The sequence below is a fragment of the Asticcacaulis sp. genome, from assembly GCF_027484505.1.
Lineage (GTDB): Bacteria > Pseudomonadota > Alphaproteobacteria > Caulobacterales > Caulobacteraceae > Asticcacaulis.
On sequence record NZ_JAIXSV010000286.1, the window covers coordinates 1 to 16,351 of the forward strand.

The 16,351-nt window shown below is 60.9% G+C and carries 18 protein-coding genes; 10 read left to right on the forward strand and 8 right to left on the reverse strand.

Annotated features, from left to right (window positions below):
- From Q0072_RS16595 to Q0072_RS16605, 3 genes are all read left to right on the forward strand, one after another.
- The coding region (locus Q0072_RS16595; RefSeq protein WP_298332461.1) for an FCD domain-containing protein at positions 1-324 on the forward strand (324 nt) is incomplete at its 5' end.
- 293 nt (positions 325-617) lie between these two features.
- Entirely contained in the window at positions 618-902 is a 285-nt protein-coding gene (locus Q0072_RS16600; RefSeq protein ID WP_298332464.1) for an HPr family phosphocarrier protein, read from the forward strand.
- 1 nt (position 903) lies between these two features.
- Positions 904-1,689 (forward strand): hypothetical protein, encoded by a 786-nt coding sequence (locus Q0072_RS16605; protein WP_298332467.1) that lies wholly within the window; start codon positions 904-906, stop codon positions 1,687-1,689.
- On the opposite strand, the gene rlmH is transcribed toward Q0072_RS16605, so the two are convergent.
- From rlmH to rplU, 7 genes are all read right to left on the reverse strand, one after another.
- Complete coding sequence (gene rlmH, locus Q0072_RS16610; protein ID WP_298332470.1) at positions 1,686-2,177, reverse strand: 23S rRNA (pseudouridine(1915)-N(3))-methyltransferase RlmH; 492 nt, start codon at positions 2,175-2,177, stop codon at positions 1,686-1,688. The genes Q0072_RS16605 and rlmH overlap by 4 nt on opposite strands.
- A 109-nt stretch (positions 2,178-2,286) precedes the next feature.
- Complete coding sequence (gene rsfS / locus Q0072_RS16615) at positions 2,287-2,655, reverse strand: ribosome silencing factor (protein WP_041658436.1); 369 nt, start codon at positions 2,653-2,655, stop codon at positions 2,287-2,289.
- Positions 2,656-2,799: 144 nt separating this feature from the next.
- A complete protein-coding gene (locus tag Q0072_RS16620; protein WP_298332473.1) occupies positions 2,800-3,474 on the reverse strand; it encodes a nicotinate-nucleotide adenylyltransferase in 675 nt (224 codons plus the stop codon).
- A 193-nt stretch (positions 3,475-3,667) separates the two neighbouring features.
- On the reverse strand, positions 3,668-4,720 hold the full coding sequence (obgE, locus tag Q0072_RS16625) for a GTPase ObgE (RefSeq protein ID WP_298332476.1): 1,053 nt from the start codon (positions 4,718-4,720) through the stop codon (positions 3,668-3,670).
- 131 nt (positions 4,721-4,851) lie between these two features.
- Positions 4,852-5,484 (reverse strand): GNAT family N-acetyltransferase, encoded by a 633-nt coding sequence (locus Q0072_RS16630; RefSeq protein ID WP_298332479.1) that lies wholly within the window; start codon positions 5,482-5,484, stop codon positions 4,852-4,854.
- 546 nt (positions 5,485-6,030) lie between these two features.
- The gene (gene rpmA / locus Q0072_RS16635) at positions 6,031-6,300 is read right to left on the reverse strand and encodes a 50S ribosomal protein L27 (protein ID WP_013477931.1); all 270 of its coding nucleotides are present in this window, start codon (positions 6,298-6,300) and stop codon (positions 6,031-6,033) included.
- A gap of 26 nt (positions 6,301-6,326) precedes the next feature.
- Positions 6,327-6,836 carry a 50S ribosomal protein L21 gene (rplU, locus tag Q0072_RS16640; protein WP_298332486.1) on the reverse strand — a complete coding sequence of 170 codons (510 nt, stop codon included), beginning with the start codon at positions 6,834-6,836 and terminating at the stop codon, positions 6,327-6,329.
- A 253-nt stretch (positions 6,837-7,089) separates the two neighbouring features.
- On the opposite strand from rplU, the gene Q0072_RS16645 reads away from it, so the two are divergent.
- The 6 genes from Q0072_RS16645 to Q0072_RS16670 all read left to right on the forward strand — a co-directional run bounded on the left by Q0072_RS16645 (position 7,090) and on the right by Q0072_RS16670 (position 13,344).
- A complete protein-coding gene (locus Q0072_RS16645; protein WP_298332490.1) occupies positions 7,090-8,238 on the forward strand; it encodes a GTP-binding protein in 1,149 nt (382 codons plus the stop codon).
- Positions 8,239-8,403: 165 nt separating this feature from the next.
- Positions 8,404-9,390, forward strand: a complete 987-nt coding sequence (locus Q0072_RS16650; RefSeq protein WP_298332493.1) for a WD40 repeat domain-containing protein — start codon at positions 8,404-8,406, stop codon at positions 9,388-9,390.
- A gap of 153 nt (positions 9,391-9,543) precedes the next feature.
- A complete protein-coding gene (mtgA, locus tag Q0072_RS16655; RefSeq protein WP_298332511.1) occupies positions 9,544-10,188 on the forward strand; it encodes a monofunctional biosynthetic peptidoglycan transglycosylase in 645 nt (214 codons plus the stop codon).
- A gap of 130 nt (positions 10,189-10,318) precedes the next feature.
- Complete coding sequence (locus Q0072_RS16660) at positions 10,319-10,777, forward strand: YaiI/YqxD family protein (RefSeq protein WP_298332496.1); 459 nt, start codon at positions 10,319-10,321, stop codon at positions 10,775-10,777.
- A gap of 118 nt (positions 10,778-10,895) precedes the next feature.
- Positions 10,896-11,351: a hypothetical protein gene (locus Q0072_RS16665; RefSeq protein WP_298332499.1), complete on the forward strand. Its 456-nt coding sequence runs from the start codon at positions 10,896-10,898 to the stop codon at positions 11,349-11,351.
- A 97-nt stretch (positions 11,352-11,448) separates the two neighbouring features.
- Positions 11,449-13,344 (forward strand): M2 family metallopeptidase, encoded by a 1,896-nt coding sequence (locus tag Q0072_RS16670; protein ID WP_298332513.1) that lies wholly within the window; start codon positions 11,449-11,451, stop codon positions 13,342-13,344.
- Positions 13,345-13,389: 45 nt separating this feature from the next.
- Here the strand turns inward: Q0072_RS16670 and Q0072_RS16675 are convergent, their stop codons facing one another.
- Complete coding sequence (locus Q0072_RS16675) at positions 13,390-14,391, reverse strand: 2-oxoglutarate and iron-dependent oxygenase domain-containing protein (RefSeq protein ID WP_298332504.1); 1,002 nt, start codon at positions 14,389-14,391, stop codon at positions 13,390-13,392.
- A gap of 327 nt (positions 14,392-14,718) precedes the next feature.
- On the opposite strand from Q0072_RS16675, the gene Q0072_RS16680 reads away from it, so the two are divergent.
- Positions 14,719-16,351 (forward strand): serine protease (locus Q0072_RS16680; protein WP_298332507.1); only part of this gene is annotated, 1,633 nt, incomplete at its 3' end.

Consider the following 16,351-nt stretch of genomic DNA (forward strand, 5'->3'; position numbering starts at 1 on the left):
CTGATGGAGGCTGAGACCCTGGCCACCGAAGCCGGGCGCAAGGCCGATCTCGACTTCCACGACGCTTTGATGCACGCCACGCACAACGAAGCCCTCGCCTCGCTGAGCCACTCGATCGGCGCGGCCGTCGCCTGGTCCACGCGCTTCAAACAGCGCCATCAGGCCCTGACCCGCGACCCCATCCCCGACCACCGCCGCGTCTTTGACGCCATCAAACGTCAGGACTCAGGCGCGGCCAGATGGTGCATGGAATCGCTCATCCGTATGGCCCTCGACGACACCCAACGCTCCATGCAGACACAGTACCTCGAACCGAGGGGGTAAGAGGGCGCAAAAGGCACGAAAGGGTTTTGGCCACGAAAAACACCAAAAGACACGAAAAGCGCTGTTGAACCTCTCTTGCCCGAAGGGCCTTTACCTACGTGCGGGAGGTATAATCTTGGGCGCTTCGCGCCGGGCGCTCAGCCTCCCGTTTTCGGGCTTTTCGTGTTTTTCGTGGCCAATCCTGTCTATTCATCTTGTGACGGCCAAGGCGATTTGCGCGTAAGGTAAACAGGTGTTAACGCCCCGCTAAGACAGAGGCGGTAAAAATCGCCAGACTACCGGTACAGGGCCCCATGAGCGACACTACTCCCATCACGGCGCGCGTCGAAATCGTCAACGACAAGGGGCTGCACGCCCGCGCCTCTGCCAAGTTCGTCAAGACCGCCGCTCAGTTCGAGGCGCAGATACACGTGCTGAAAGACGAGTCGCGTGTCGATGCGCAGTCGATCATGGGCCTGCTGATGCTGGCGGCGTCCAAGGGCACTTTTATAGATATTGAAGCCGAGGGCGAACAGGCGCGGGCCGCCGTTGAGGCGCTGGTGGCGCTGGTGTCCGACCGCTTTGGGGAAGAGTCCTGACATGAAACGCCTTGCCCTCCTCCTCGCCTGTGCGCTGTTAGCCAGCGCCGCCTATGCCGAGCCGCCCGATGGCGAAGGCGCGTCAGGCACGGTGGGGGAAGAGAGCGCGCCGAAGCCTAAACCCAAGCCACGCCCCAAACCGAAACCCAAGCCCAAGGTCGTCGCGCCTGCGCCCAAGCTGCCGGAGGGGCCTATCCCCTATGCGCAGTTGCAAGCTGCCCCGGTCGCCAAAACCGACGCCCATCCTGCGCCTGTGGCGATGCCGGTCGCACCGGTGACGCACGCCGTGCCGCCTCCGCCGCCCCCACCGCCAGTGATCGCGGTTGCCCCTGTGCCTGAGCCCGCCGAGCCGCCAGAGGCCCTGCCGCTGAGCCCCAGCGTCACCCATGATCTGAGGTGCGAAACCCAGGTCGTCGGCCCCAAGGGGCTGATCTCCAAGGGGCAATTCTATCTGGAAGTGGCGCTGTCCGACGTTTTTCCGGAAAACACGGCGCGCTTCAAAATGGTGATGGCCGACCCGCGTCATCAGAGCCTCTTGAAGGACACGGCCTGCGAAACGCTCGATTGCCGCGTGACGATCAGCGCCAACTATTACGACCTGTACAATGCGCGCACCAAGCGCGGGGCGCAGTTGCGTGTGACGCTGGATCGCCATACGGGCGCCTATCTGGCGCGACGCACCGACGGCAAGCTGCCGCTGGGCGGCTCGACCGTGATCAAGGAAGGGCCGGGGGCATACGAGGAGGGCTATTGCACGCTTCAGAAGCGGCCAGAAAAGCTATTCTAATCTCTGTGATACGGCGATCCGCCGAGGATCGTCGTCGCCCGATACATCTGTTCGGCCAGCATCAGCCGCACAAGCGCGTGCGGCCAGGTCTGAGGTCCGAAGGCCAGTGAAAAGCGCGCCGATTTGACCAGTTCGGCATCGAGCCCATCCGCCCCGCCGATCAGAAACGCCAGCTTGCGCTCACCGGAGTCTTTCAGCTTATCAACGCGCTGGGCGATCTGACGCGAGGTCAGAAGTTCGCCGCGTTCATCGCAGGTGATCAGACATACGCCTTCGCCCAGAGCCGCGCGAATGGCCTCGGCCTCGCGCGCCTTATTAAGCTGGGAGTCCTGAGACTTAGCGGTCTTTTTCGGCTCGATTTCCAGCAGTTCTGCCGGACCCAGCCCCAGCGGGCGGCCGCTCAGGGTGGCGCGGCTGAGATAGTCGCGCGTCAGGGTATTTTCCGGGGTGTTGCCGAGCTTGCCGACGGCGGCGAGGATAAGTTTCATGAGAGGCTGAAATAAAAAGGGAGCCGCAAAGGCCCCCACCACCGCATCTCACTGGCTACGCCAGTTCGTGCGGTCCCCCTCCCCAGCAAGCTGGGGAGGTATAAAGTCATTAGTGGCTATCGACCGTGTGGTTCGACGACACCGACCAGATCTTTTCGATATTGTAGAAGCTGCGCACTTCCGGGCGGAACAGGTGAACCACCACGTCGCCGGCATCGAGCAGCACCCAGTCGCAGGCCGGCAGACCTTCGACGCGCGCCTTGCCAAAGCCCGCGTCTTTCAGCGCGCGCATGACGTGATCGGCCAGAGCGCCGACGTGGCGGTGCGAACGGCCCGAAGCGATGATCAGGGTGTCGGCCACCGAGCTTTTGCCGCGCAGGTCGATGCACACGATGTCCTGCGCCTTATCATCATCCAGCTTGTTCAGGATGAGGGTTTCGAGCGAGGTTTCCTCGAAATCGGCGGTACTTTGGTCGATGTCCGCCGGGGGGGCGGCGGGTTCCGAATGCGCGTCTTGCGCAAGCTGACGAGACAGGGTTTTACTCCATATGTGGATAAGTTGACCTCACCCTAGCACAGACAGGGGCCAAGGTCACGGTTAGTAATGCAGCCGCCGCCAATTTTATGCGGAAGGCGGGGTTTCGCCCTCGGCGGCCTTTTTACGCTGAGCGCGCAGGGCCGTCGAAGAGATGTTGTGTAGCGGCCCTTTGAGATAGACCCAGGCCGGGGCCGGAAGTCCGCTGAGGATACGGCCTTCGCGTTCCTTATGCCGATAGTGGGCAAAGCGCCGGGCGGTGGGGGACAGCCGGCTTTTCATGAGGACGCCGGGGCGCGAGACAATGGCAATGGGGATCATGCGCGCGATCTGCACCCAGCCGCGCCAGCGGTGGAAGCTGGCCAGCGAATCCCCGCCCATGATCCACACGAACTGCACCCCCGGATAGCGGGCCTTCAGGGCGCGCAGGGTATCGAGCGTATAGGTGGCGCTGATGCGGGTTTCAAAGTCGGAAATAATATCCTTTGGCCCCACAAAGGGCCGGATGGCAGCGATGCGTTCGCTCAAAGGCGCGGTATCACGCTTCGATTTCAACGGGTTCTGCGGCGAGACCAGCCAGATGATGCGATCGAGCCCCAGACGCATGCGCGCGGTTTCGGCCACATGGGCGTGGCCTTCGTGCGCCGGGTTGAACGACCCGCCAAACAGGCCGATCTTCATGCCGCGTTCGAGATGGAATCCCGGCCGCAAGGCACCGTGGCTCAGCGTATGGAAGAGGGGAGCTGGACCGGCAAACCACATGCTAACGCCTCCTCCCCTGCACAGTGGGGGAGGGGGAGGTGGATGCGAGCTTGCGAGCAGACGGAGGAGGCAAGGTTTCGTAAAGCCCCCCTCCGTCACGGACGCTGCGCTGACGCGCGCACCGTGAAACCTCCCCCGCCAAGGCAGGGGAGGAGGACGCAAGGACGGTCACTGAGACGCCCCGCGCCACCCCTTATCTATCCCACGGATCGTAGCTGGGGGGCGCAGGCGACTCCCCGGCCTTTTCGGCCTTCTCGCCTTCGACGATCTTCGCATGGGCGGCAAACAACAGGTCGCGCACGCCTTCGCCGGTGACGCCGGAAATGAGGTAGGGCGTTTGCCCCGATGCCTTTTTCAGTTTTTTGCTGAGGTCCTTGCGCGCCTCGGCATCGAGCGAATCCACCTTGTTGATGGCGACGATTTCCGGGCGTTTGGCCAGGTCTTCGGCATAGGCGGCCAACTCGTTACGGATCACCTTATAGGCCTTGATCGGGTCTTCCTGCGTGCCATCGACCAGATGGATCAGCACCTTGGTGCGCTCAACGTGGCCCAGAAAGCGCGTCCCGAGCCCGGCCCCTTCCGAGGCCCCTTCGATCAGGCCGGGAATGTCGGCAATCACGAAGCGCTGTTCGGCCCCCAGATCAATGACGCCCAGATTGGGGGTCAGGGTGGTGAAGGGATAATCAGCGATCTTCGGACGCGCAGCGGAGGACGCCGCGAGGAAGGTCGATTTCCCGGCATTGGGCAGGCCCAAGAGACCGGCATCGGCGATCAGTTTCAGCCGCAGCCATATCCACTTTTCTTCGCCTTCCTGACCGGGCAGGGCGAAGTCGGGGGCCTGATTGACTGGGCCTTTGAAGCGCGTATTGCCCCAGCCGCCGTTGCCGCCCTTGAGCAGCAGGACCTTCTGGCCAGGTGTATCCAGATCAACGATCAGGGTTTCATGATCTTCCTCAAACACCTGAGTGCCGACCGGCACGCGCAGCACGAGGTCTTCGGCATTGGCGCCGTGCATCTGACGGCCCATGCCGTGCGTGCCGGTGCTGGCCTTGAAATGCTGCTGATAGCGGTAGTCGATCAGGGTGTTCAGCCCTTCGACCGCCTCGACCCACACTGAGCCGCCCTTACCGCCGTCACCGCCGTCCGGTCCGCCGTTCGGGATGAACTTTTCGCGGCGGAACGACACGGAGCCCGCGCCGCCATTGCCTGAGCGGATGAAGATTTTACATTGATCCAGAAATTTCATGAGGGGGGTATCAGGGGCGAGAGGTGATCAAAAAGCGAGACGGCTACCGCCGGGGAGCGGAAGCCGCCTTTGTGAACCAAGTTGAAGGGAAGATCAAATTTTTGCGAAAGGACTTATGCTCAATTTGATCATTAAAGCAGACGAATGAGATGCAGCGCCTCATGCGTGCCCTGACGGGCCAGCGAGGTTTCCGGCGTGCGCCGGCCCGTGTACAGGAAGCCCGCCCGCGCCAGCATGCGCGCCGAGGCCGCATTGTCAGCAAAGTGTGCGGCGTGCAGCACCCGATGACCGCCAAAGCGTTCCGCATAACCGATCAGGCCTTCCAGCGCTTCGACGCCAAAGCCCTGCCCCTGATGTTCAGGCGCAATGCAGATACCGACCGAGGGGCCGAACTGATGCAGGCCCGACGCCTGACCGCAGGTCGTGCGCTCCAGACCGACAACCCCGATCAGGGTTTCGTCGGCGTCACGGATGCCAAACACCGGCAGGCGCGGCGACGAATTGTGCCGGGCCTTTTCGACATAGGCCCGCGCATCGGCGTCACTGAACGGATGGGCGATGGCGTGGGTCATGCGGGCCACCGACTTATGGCCGAAGATCGCCTTTACATCGTCCACATCATCCAGGCACAGCGGGCTGAGATAAAGGCGCTTGGTCTGCACGGCATAGCCGCTGCGGCCGGCGCGCAGGTCTTCGCGCTTGAGGCCAGCCACAGCCGGATGAGAGCCAGTGAATCCATGGGCTTCGGGTGTTCTGATGATCATGATGATACCCCGTTCCTTTACAGATAAAGACGAAGGACGGCTTTCGCTTCGGGAAAGACGCCGGCGTGCGATGGGTCCGATAGTCTTCAGACCCGGATTAGAGCATTCGTCGGCTCAGTTGAGCCGCCGAATGGCTCTAATTATGTCTAACGCTCATGTTTTCCCGAAAAGTGGTGTCCACTTTTCGGCATGAGGCTCTAGGATGTCGGGAGGTTTCGGTTTTTATGTGGTCCTAAGGTGACACAGACCGCATAAAATTTCCGCCGCCCGTGCCCCTGCGAAAATAAGCTTTTCGCAAGTATCTGTAACGCTGCGGCAACTCTGGGATGCCGCCTGCGCCTCAGATGGGGCCTGACGAACGGGGAACAAGAGAAGGGGGCTCTTTTTGCTGGTCGCAAGCGTGGCTCGAAAAACCGGTTTCCCCTTTTTCGACGCTTGCTCCAAAAGAAAAGGGAGCCCGGAAACTGATCCGGACTCCCCGTTCAAAGGCAATGTCCAGATCGGCTTAGTGACTAAGCGCGACCTGAAGCATCTGTATCAGGTCGCTTATTCGGCGGCTTCGGCGAGCGGCACGATCGACACGTAACAACGGTTGTCACGCTTGGTGGTGAACTTCACATTGCCGTTCGCGGTGGCGAACAGGGTGTGGTCGCGGCCAAGGCCGACATTGTCACCGGGGAAGAACTTCGTGCCGCGTTGACGGACGATGATGTTGCCCGCGAGGACGTTTTCACCGCCAAAACGCTTTACGCCAAGGCGCTTCGATTCTGAATCGCGGCCGTTACGCGACGAGCCGCCGGACTTTTTGTGAGCCATTGTTGAACTCCTCTAAACGGTTGCGATTACGCTTCTTCGGAAGAGGCTTCGGCAGCCTTCTTCTTCGGAGCGGCTTTCTTTTTCGGAGCCGGAGCGGCTTCCTCAACGACGACCGGAGCTTCAACCGCTTCAGCCAGAGCCTTGGGAGCCAGGCCGCGAGCGCGGGCGTCCAGTTCAGCCTTGGTCACCAGCGAGACGGCGCCTTCCCAGGCGGCCGACTTGCCCGCGCCGTTCAGCGCGGTGATGCGGATGACCGATTCCGGCTGACGGTGGCCGGTGGTGCGGCGATAGCCCTGACGGCGGATCTTCTTGAAGATCTTCACCTTCTTGCCCTTGCGGGTTTCGATCAGCGTGCCTTCGACCACAGCGCCTTCAACGAGCGGCGCGCCAACAACGGCACCGGCTTCGTCACCGACGAGGAGCACTTCTTCGAAACGGATGGCAGCGCCAGCGTCGCCTTCCAGCTTTTCAACGACGAGCAGATCGCCCGCCGCAACGCGGTACTGCTTACCGCCGGTCTTGATTACCGCATACATCGGTTTAGCCTCTAAGCTTTAGTGACTGGCAAACCCGACCGGTATAAAAACCAATGGTTCGCGCAAAATTTCAGGTTTTCCGCAGGGCAGGACCCTCGGAAGAGAGGGGCGCTTTATATAGTTTTTGCTCAGTGAGTCAACGCCTGTTTATGCCCGTGCCGCAGGAATCTGACACCCGGCCTGCGCGAGGCTTGATTTCCCCCGGCAAAAGCCTACTTAGGCCTCATATTATATAGCTTATCAGGTAATCACTATGGCCGATACCGCCGCTTCCGTCGCCAGAACACCCGTTACCGTCCTCACCGGCTATCTGGGGGCCGGCAAGACGACGCTCCTGAACCGCATCCTGTCCGAAAACCACGGGCAGAAATACGCGGTCATCGTCAATGAGTTCGGCGAAATCGGCATCGACAACGACCTGATCGTCGGTGCCGACGAAGAAGTGTTCGAAATGAACAATGGCTGCGTCTGCTGCACGGTGCGCGGCGACCTGATCCGTATTCTGTCGGGCCTGATGAAGCGCAAAGGCCGCTTTGACGCCATTATCGTCGAAACCACGGGCCTGGCCGACCCCGGCCCGGTGGCCCAGACCTTCTTTGTCGATGAAGAGGTCAAGGCGCGCACCTATCTCGACTCAGTGACGGCGCTGGTCGATGCCAAACACTTCCGTTCGGCGCTGGAGACCGACCGCGTGGTCAAGGAACAGATCGCCTTTGCCGACCACGTGATCCTCAATAAGACCGATCTGGCGACACCGGAAGAATTGAATGAGGTCGAAGCGCGCATCCGTGGCCTCAACCCGCTGGCCACTATTGAGCGCGCCGAACGCTCAGGCGTGGAGATCAAAAGCCTGCTGAACCAGCACCGTTTCGATCTCGACAAGATGGAGTCGGTCGCCAACCACCATGAGCATGGGCCCGATTGCGGCGACCATTGCGATCATGACCACGGGCACGACCATCACCACGACCATGGGCACCACCACCACGGCCATAACCCGGCGCATGGTGAGCCCGGTCACGTGCATGATGAACACTGCGGCCACGACCATCATGACCATGACCACCATCATGCGCACGGTCATCTGAACCCCATCCACGATAATGAAATCCGCTCGGTCTCCCTGTCGTCGGAAGCGCCGGTCGATGGTGTGCGGTTTACCAAATGGCTGGACAAGCTGCTGGCCGAAAAGGGGCAGGACATCCTGCGCGCCAAGGGCATCCTCAGCATCAAGGGCGAGGAGAAGCGTCTGGTGTTTCAGGCCGTGCACATGATCCTCGAAGGCGAACTGCAACAGCCGTGGAAAGAGGGCGAACACCGTCTGAGCCGCGCCGTGTTCATCGGTCGCCACCTCGATGAGGCGGCTCTGCGCGCCGGTTTCGAGGCGTGTATCGCGGCGTAAATTACATCCTCCCCTGCGATAGCGGGGGAGGTGGCGCGTTAGCGCCGGAGGGGGCGCACTTACCGGCTCTGGCTTTTCCGACGTCTTCCGTGTAAGCCCCCTCCGTCTTTTGCTTTAGGCAAAATCCACCTCCCCCGGCCCGCCGGAGGGGTATGAGGACCTGATATGCCCTTCGCTTTTGAAAAACATTTCGACGAATACGTCGTCGCCGCTCTGTTCGATTCCGCCGATGAGCCCGTGGCGGCGCTCGGTGACGGGCGCGTCGTGTTTCCGGACGCCGATGCCACGTTTGAAGCCCACCCCAATGGCGGCATCTTGAGCGCCGCCATCCATCCGTCGGGCGTCGGCATCGTCACCGGCGGCGATGATGGCCGCGTGGTGTGGACGACCAAGGAGTCCGGTCCGGTCGAGCTGTTTGCCGCCAAAGGCGCGTGGTTCGATGCCCTGGCCGTCAGCGACGCGGCGCTTCTGATTGCCGCCGCTGCCGGTAAAAAAGTGCACGTCTATGACGCGCAGAAGAAGACGGCAGTGATCTTCGAGCACACGTCCAGCCTGTCGGACATCACCTTCGATGCCAAGGGACGTAAGCTTTATGCGGCGACCTATAATGGCGTGGCCGTGTGGTTTTCACGCATCGCGCAGCAAAAGCCGACCCTGCTCAAATGGGCCGGTTCGCACACCCAAATCGCCATTTCGCCTGACGACAAGTTTGTTATGACCGCCATGCAGGAAAACGCCCTGCACGGCTGGCGCATCAGCGATGCCAAGGACATGCGCATGGGCGGCTATCCGGCCAAGATCAAGTCGATGGGCTTTTTCGCCAAGGGCAAGCTTTTGGCCACCTCCGGGGCCAATGGGGCGGTGGTGTGGCCGTTCCTGAAGGCCAACGGGCCGATGGGCGAAGAAGCCTCAGAGATCAACGCCGAAGAGTCCACAATGGTCTCGGTCGTCGCCGGCGCCCCCGAAGACACGCTGCTGGCGGCCGGGCTTGAGGACGGGCGCGTGTGGCTGGCTGAGCTGCAATCGACCGGGATCGACTGGATTCGCCGCGAAAAGGGCGCGCCCATCACGGCGCTCGCTATTTCGAATGAGGCCAATCGCTTGATCTTTGGCGACGAAGACGGCAACCTGTGGGTCTACGAGGCTGAATAATTCCGCAACGCGCGCGTTGCGGCAAGGGCAAGCGCCCGCCCGAGCTTATGCGAGGTAAGCCTGCGTGGCGTTTGAACGCATTAAAAGTATCAGGGGCGTATCTTGGCGGGGACAGCGAAGAAAACAGGCATCGGGCAATGGCTCGTCTTCGTCATGGTGGGCAGTTTTGCCTTCAGCGTGGCGTCCGTGGCCGTGCATCGGTTCCTGCCTGTGCCGATCACCTTTCTGATGGTGCAGCGGATTTTCGAGGGCAAGGGATACCACCACGAATGGGTGCCCGCCTCGCGCATTTCGGACAATCTCAAGGTGGCGGTCATTGCCGCCGAAGACGCCAAGTTCTGCTCGCACTATGGCTTCGACATGAACGCTATCGAGAAGGCGCAGCGCAACAATGCGCGCGGGCGTAAGGTGCGCGGCGGTTCGACCATCTCACAGCAGACCGCCAAAAACGCCTTCCTGTGGCCGCAGCGCTCCTATGTGCGCAAAGGGGTTGAGGCCTATTATACGCTGCTGATCGAGACGATGTGGCCGAAGTCGCGCATCATGGAAGTCTATCTCAACAGCGCCGAATGGGGCCCCGGGATCTATGGGGCAGAGGCTGCTTCGCAATACTGGTTCGGCAAGTCGGCGGACGATCTCACTCAGGCCGAGGCCTCGCGTCTGGCAGCCATCCTGCCCAGCCCGCTGAAATGGAAGGCCGCCAAGTCGGGCAAATACGTCAAAGGCCGCTCCGGGAAGATCCGCGCCAATGCCGGGGTCGTCCGCCGCAACGGCATCGGGACCTGTGTGCTGGAGTAGGGTAGAACTGGCCTTCTTATATACCCCCCCACCGTCTTTTTGAGCTGACGCTCAAAAATCCACCTCCCCCAGCAAGCTGGGGGAGTATAGAGGGAGTGGCCATCCCCGCCTGTTTTTCGGAAACCCCTTCTTGCCCATCACCCTCTATATCGACGCCGATGCCTGTCCGGTTAAGGACGAGACCTATAAGGTCGCCGGGCGTTATGGCCTGCGCACTGTCGTGGTGTCGAACAGCTTTATCCAGATCCCCAAATCCCCCCTGATCGAGCGCACGATCGTTGATGCCGGACCGGACATTGCCGACGACTGGATCGCCGAACAGGTGACACCGCACGATGTGGTGATCACCAACGATATTCCGCTGGCCGGGCGAGTGCTGGCTAAACAGGCCTATGCCATTGCTCCCAATGGCCGCCCCTTCACGCCCGATTCCATCGGCGCGGCCCTGTCGCAGCGCGCTCTGATGGAGCATATCCGCTCGACCGGTGAAATCACCGGCGGGCCGCCGCCCTTTTCCGCCGCCAACCGTTCGCAGTTTCTGCAAACCCTCGATCAGGTCGTGGTCAAGGCGCGCCGCCTGAAACCCTGAGACCACCGGTTTCATTCTCAACCGCTCTTGACGAATGGTTAAAACAGGCGTCACCCTCCGTCCGGTTTTTTCAGTATATATGGCACGGGGAAGCCCTAAATTTTTTCAGGAGGAGACGTTGAGGCTTTTTATTGCGCTTTGCCTTACATTACTTTTGGGGTGCTCAGAAAAAGAAGAAAATTTCGTTTCCTCACATCATGAGTCCAGTTCTATTTTATCATTTGGATTCACACCACTGGATTTGGCCGGTAAATCGAAAACAGAGTTGCGAAAAATTATTGCTGATCCAATACGTTGTGAGGCAATAAAATACGGAGATAAATGTTATTATAGAAAAAACAATTTTGAAATTGTGTTCATAAACGGGCTATCTGACTGGGTTACGATCCATAATCCTCCGGGAACATTCTCTAATTTTAGCCTAAGCGATGTCGGCATGAAGGATGAACCGCCGAGTTTCTCCAATAATTCTGTAAAAAGATGGGATAAAACTCAAGAAGTATTGGAAATTTCTGTTTTCGCCGGTAACGACGATAAAATCGAATACATCTATATGAAGAGCGTAACAAAATAGACTCGGAGAGATATCGTTCCATTCTCAACCGCTCTTGACGAATGGTTAAAACAGGCGTCACCCTCCGTCCGGTTTTTCCTTCAGGAGGGTATGGATGATGCGGCGTCTTCTGGTTTCCGTAGCAGGTCCGGCGCTGGTGGCCGGTATGGTGTTATCAGGCTGCGCGACGGTGCCCGCCGCGGCCCCCATTGCTGATACCCCCAAAACCGAAGCGCCAAAGGCTCCGGCCCTGACCGAGACGCCCGCCCCGGCGCTCGCCGCTGCTCCGACCGCCGCCGACGCCAAGGCCTATGTCGAAGAGGCGGAAAAGAAGCTGGGTGACCTTGGTGAATACGCCGCCCGCGTACAGTGGGTGCGCGCCACCTACATCACCCACGACACCATGTGGCTGGAATCGAAGGCCAATGCGCAACTGACCGAAGAAGGCGTCAAATACGCCATGGGGGCCGCGAAGTTCAACGACGTGGCCGTCGATGAGGTGACGCGGCGCAAGCTGAACCTGCTGCGCCTGTCTCTGGTCCTGCCCGCCGCCGACCGTCCGGGGGCTGCCGATGAGATGGCGAAGCTCTCCACTTCGCTCGATTCCACCTACGCCACGGGCAAGTTCAGCTATAAGGGCAAGGTCTATACGCTGGACGACGCCTCGAACGTGATGGCGGAATCGCGCGACCCGGCCACCTTACGCGCCATGTTTGAAGGCTGGCGCACCGTGTCAGTGCCGATGAAGGGTGACTATACGCGCCTTGCCGAACTGGCCAACGAAGGGGCCAAGGGGCTGGGCTTTGCCGATACAGGGGCTCTGTGGCGCTCAAACTACGACATGCCGGCCGATGCCTTTGCGGCGGATACCGACCGCCTGTGGGGGCAGGTCGAACCCTTCTACAAGAACCTGCACTGCTATGTGCGCAGCCGCCTCAATGACAAGTACGGCGACGCGGTTCAGCCGAAGTCCGGCCCCATCCGCGCCGACCTGCTCGGCAATATGTGGGCGCAGGACTGGGCCAATATCTATGACATCGTGGCCCCCAGGGGCATGAAGGGCTCGTCCTATTCGCTGGACAAGCTGCTGGTGCAAAAGAAGTACACGCCGGAAAAGATGGTGAAGACCGGCGAAGGCTTCTACACCTCCATCGGCCTGCCGCCCCTGCCGCAGACCTTCTGGGAGCGCTCACAGATCACCCGTCCGAAGGACCGCGAAGTCGTCTGCCACGCTTCGGCCTGGGACCTCGACAACCGCGACGACATCCGCATCAAGATGTGTACGCAGGTCAATGGCGAGGACTTCTATACGGTCCACCACGAACTGGGGCACAACTACTATCAGCGCGCCTATAAGGATCAGCCCTTCCTGTTCAAGAACGGCGCGAACGACGGCTTCCACGAAGCCATCGGTGACTTTATCGGCCTGTCGTCGGTGACGCCGGTCTATCTCAACCAGATCGGCCTCCTGGACAAGGTGCCGGGCGAGGAAGAGGACATCCCCTACCTGCTGAAAATGGCCCTGCAAAAGGTCGCCTTCCTGCCGTTTGGCCTGATGGTCGATCGCTGGCGCTGGGAAGTCTATTCCGGCAAGATCACCCCGGCGCAGTACAATACGCGCTGGTGGGAGCTGGTGCAGCAGTATCAGGGCCTTGTGCCGCCGGGCGTGCGTCCGACCGACGCCTTCGATCCGGGCGCCAAGTACCACGTGCCGGGCAATGTGCCCTATACGCGCTACTTCCTGGCCCACATCTATCAGTTCCAGTTCCAGCAGGCCGCCTGCGATCAGATCGGCTGGAAAGGTCCGCTGCACCGCTGCTCGATCTATGGGCATAAGGAGGTCGGCCAAAAGCTGAACGCCATGCTGGAAATGGGTCAGTCGAAGCCGTGGCCCGAAGCCATGGCGGCCTTTACGGGTCAGCGCGAAGGCGATGCCTCAGCGGTGGCGGCCTATTTCAAGCCGCTCAATGAGTGGCTGATCAAGCAGAACGCCGGGCAAAACTGCGGGTGGTAAACGCCCCTCCTCCCTATTGCGTAGCAACAGGGAGGAGTAGTCCGGCTACGCCAGCTTGATTTCCCGCAGGCGTTGCTGGAGGAAGTCATTGGCCGTGATCGACTGACCGGCATACTGGTCCGGGCGGTCTTCCGAGATGCAGCCCGGCAGGGTCTCGATCAGGTAGGGGCTCTCAAAGTGCAGGAAGAAGGGCATCGAATAGCGTGAGAAGCCCTTGCGCGCTTCCGCCGGATTGACCACGCGGTGGATGGTTGAAGGCAGGACGTGGTTGGTCAGACGCGACAGCATGTCTCCGATATTGATGACAATGGCCCCCGGCGGCGGCGTAATGGGCAACCACGAGCCGTCACGATCCAGCAGTTGCAGACCGGGTTCTTCGGCCCCCATCAGCAGGGTGATGGCGTTGATGTCGCCGTGCGCCCCGGCGCGCACCGATGCGCCCGCCTCGGTCACCGGCGGATAGTGCAACATGCGCAGGATCGAATTGCCGTACTTCACCTTGCCATCGAAAAAGTCCGGGGCGAGTTTGAGGTGAATGGCGATGGCCTTCAGCACCTTTTTGCCCAGCCCGTCCATCTCGGCATAGAGCGTCTGAAAGGTCGGCTTGAAGTCCGGCACTTCGGCGGGCCACACATTGTCGGCCATGTGGTCGCGGTAGGGGTGATCGGCCGGCAGGTCGCGCCCGACGTGCCAGAATTCCTTTAGGTCATGCGCCTTATAGCCCTTGGCCGTTTCGATACCAAAGGCGGTATAGCCGCGCTGACCGCCGCCGCTGCGGCCATCATATTGCAACTTGGTTTCGACAGGCAGATCGAAGAAGTCTTTGGTCAGGGCATAGGCCTTATCGACCAGCCCCTTTTCGAGACCCGCGCCGTTCGGCTCAAACAGGCCCGACAGCACCGCAAAGCCATAGCGCTCAAACGACGCACCCAGCTTCTGCGCAAAGGCGTCAACATCGCTGTCGTACAGCGACAGAGGCACGGGCTCAATGGACGGGGCGGTGGACAGGGGAGCGGAATCGTAAAGTGCGGTGGGCGACGACATCATGCGGGAGGGCCTTTGGTCTTTGCAGATGAAACGTTTAATATCTGCCCTTATGACGTTTGCGTGTCACCGACGCAAGCGGCCTGATGCCGCAACGGCGGGCGGGGACGCGGCGGCCATAACAAAGGCGCGCCCTTGTTATGCGAATAACTTTATCACAGTCGGCCTTTCATATACACTGTCAGGCGATTTTTCGATTGCGCCGGTCGCGCAGGTGTCGTTTTGATGCCGTGAAGCGATTCTTTGCATAGTCGCGGTGTTTAGAGCGGGTCCGGCGGTACGGTGGGCAGGTCCATTCAGAGTATAGGTCGTGTGCTGGCGGCGGGGATAGTGGCCCTGACGATGCTTTGGTGCGCGCCTGTCTCCGCTCAGATTCTGCCGCCGCCTCCGGCGGATGCCGAGCCGCTGGCTGAGATTGATCCGGCCCTGCAACCCGTCAATTCGACCAAGGCCCTGAGCGCTTCGGAACAGTCGGTGGTGCGCGTTCTGGTCGTCTATCGCGGCTATGGCGGCGTGCCGCTCGATTCGGTCGGCATGGGGTCGGGCTTTGTGGTGGCACCGGGCTATATCGTCACCAACTATCACGTCATTGAGACGCCACCTGAGGCCACCTCGGCCGAAATCTATATCGTGCCGCACAAGGGCACCGGGGCCGCCTATCAGCAGGTGACGCTGGTCAAGCCGTGGCTTGAGGGCGATCTGGCGCTTCTGCGCGCCGAAGGGCTGAAAATCCCGCCGCTCAAACTGTCTCTGGTGCCGCAAAAGAACCAGCGCATCGTGGCCATGGGCTATCCGGGCATCACCGACCGCCTGCTGAAGCGCGGTGGCACCGAACTGCTGGAGCCTGCTGACGCCTATGTGACGCAAGGCTCCATTGCGCTGTTTGCCTCGACCAATCCGGACGGTTCGCGCGTCGATACCCTGTTCCATACCGCCCCCATCAATCCCGGCAATTCCGGCGGGCCTCTGATGGACGAATGCGGACAGGTGGTCGGCGTCAACACCTGGTCGGCGGTGTCCACCCTGTCGGAAACCGGCGATATGGATGTGCCGGCGGGACAGTATGTGGCCACCCACGTTTCGGCGCTTTATACCTTCCTGCAATCGACCGGCGTGTCGGTGCAGACCACCTCTGAGCCCTGCTACGCCAAGTCGGAAGACGAGATCATCAAGGATGATGGCCTGTCGCGGGCGCTGGCCGCCTACCGTGATGCGCAGGCCAAGCGCCTGGAGGAGCAGCGCAAGGCCGAGCAGATGAACGCCCTGATGGATCAGTTGCAACTGGGCGTGCTGGTCCTGCTGTCGGTGCTGGTCGTGGTGCTGATCGCACTGATCATCCGTCGCCGCCATCCGCCGAAACCGAAGACCCTGCATACCGAGGCCGAGGCACCGCACGCCGACACGCATCCGCACAAGGCCAAGGCCGAAAAGGTACACCACAAGCACCCCTTCCCGTGGGGCTGGGTGGCGCTGGCCGTGTTTGTGGTGCTGATCGCTGCCGCCTTCGTGCTGCGCGAAAGCCCGGTGGTGCAGAAGATGTCGCAAAAGGCCGAGGTCGATGCCACCAAGGTCGGTCCGGTGCGTCTGACCTGCGATGTGGACCTCAAGGCCTCGCCCAAGCCGCTGGCCGGTGTCGGGCCGACGGATTTTGAATTTGATGCGGCCCATGCTTGCGTCAATGGCCGCACGCCTTACGAAGTGCAGGCTAATGGCACGCTGCTGCGCTTTACCGTGTCGGATTCTGACCCCACCGCGGCGCGGCTTGAACTGTCGCGCGATGGCCTGACCTTCAAACGCAGCGATTACCGCCTGACGCCCGAACAGCACCGCGACTATGTGGCTCAGCGCGCCGCTCTGGGGTCACTGCGCTGCGCATCGGGTAAGGATGCGGGGCAGGCCGAGGCGCTGAAAGACAATATGCGCAAGGTGCGGCAACTGGCGCAATCCTTCCTGACCTTCGCAC

What these genes read in the sequence shown, in the direction of transcription:
- Q0072_RS16600 (WP_298332464.1), top strand. Translation starts at nt 618, where the DNA reads ATGAGCGACACTACTCCCATCACGGCGCGCGTCGAAATCGTCAACGAC.
- Q0072_RS16605 (WP_298332467.1), top strand. Translation starts at nt 904, where the DNA reads ATGAAACGCCTTGCCCTCCTCCTCGCCTGTGCGCTGTTAGCCAGCGCC.
- Q0072_RS16675 (WP_298332504.1), bottom strand. Translation starts at nt 14,391, where the DNA reads ATGATGTCGTCGCCCACCGCACTTTACGATTCCGCTCCCCTGTCCACC.
- Q0072_RS16620 (WP_298332473.1), bottom strand. Translation starts at nt 3,474, where the DNA reads ATGTGGTTTGCCGGTCCAGCTCCCCTCTTCCATACGCTGAGCCACGGT.
- obgE (WP_298332476.1), bottom strand. Translation starts at nt 4,720, where the DNA reads ATGAAATTTCTGGATCAATGTAAAATCTTCATCCGCTCAGGCAATGGC.
- rplU (WP_298332486.1), bottom strand. Translation starts at nt 6,836, where the DNA reads ATGTATGCGGTAATCAAGACCGGCGGTAAGCAGTACCGCGTTGCGGCG.
- Q0072_RS16630 (WP_298332479.1), bottom strand. Translation starts at nt 5,484, where the DNA reads ATGATCATCAGAACACCCGAAGCCCATGGATTCACTGGCTCTCATCCG.
- rlmH (WP_298332470.1), bottom strand. Translation starts at nt 2,177, where the DNA reads ATGAAACTTATCCTCGCCGCCGTCGGCAAGCTCGGCAACACCCCGGAA.
- Q0072_RS16645 (WP_298332490.1), top strand. Translation starts at nt 7,090, where the DNA reads ATGGCCGATACCGCCGCTTCCGTCGCCAGAACACCCGTTACCGTCCTC.
- Q0072_RS16670 (WP_298332513.1), top strand. Translation starts at nt 11,449, where the DNA reads ATGCGGCGTCTTCTGGTTTCCGTAGCAGGTCCGGCGCTGGTGGCCGGT.
- Q0072_RS16650 (WP_298332493.1), top strand. Translation starts at nt 8,404, where the DNA reads ATGCCCTTCGCTTTTGAAAAACATTTCGACGAATACGTCGTCGCCGCT.
- mtgA (WP_298332511.1), top strand. Translation starts at nt 9,544, where the DNA reads ATGGTGGGCAGTTTTGCCTTCAGCGTGGCGTCCGTGGCCGTGCATCGG.
- rpmA (WP_013477931.1), bottom strand. Translation starts at nt 6,300, where the DNA reads ATGGCTCACAAAAAGTCCGGCGGCTCGTCGCGTAACGGCCGCGATTCA.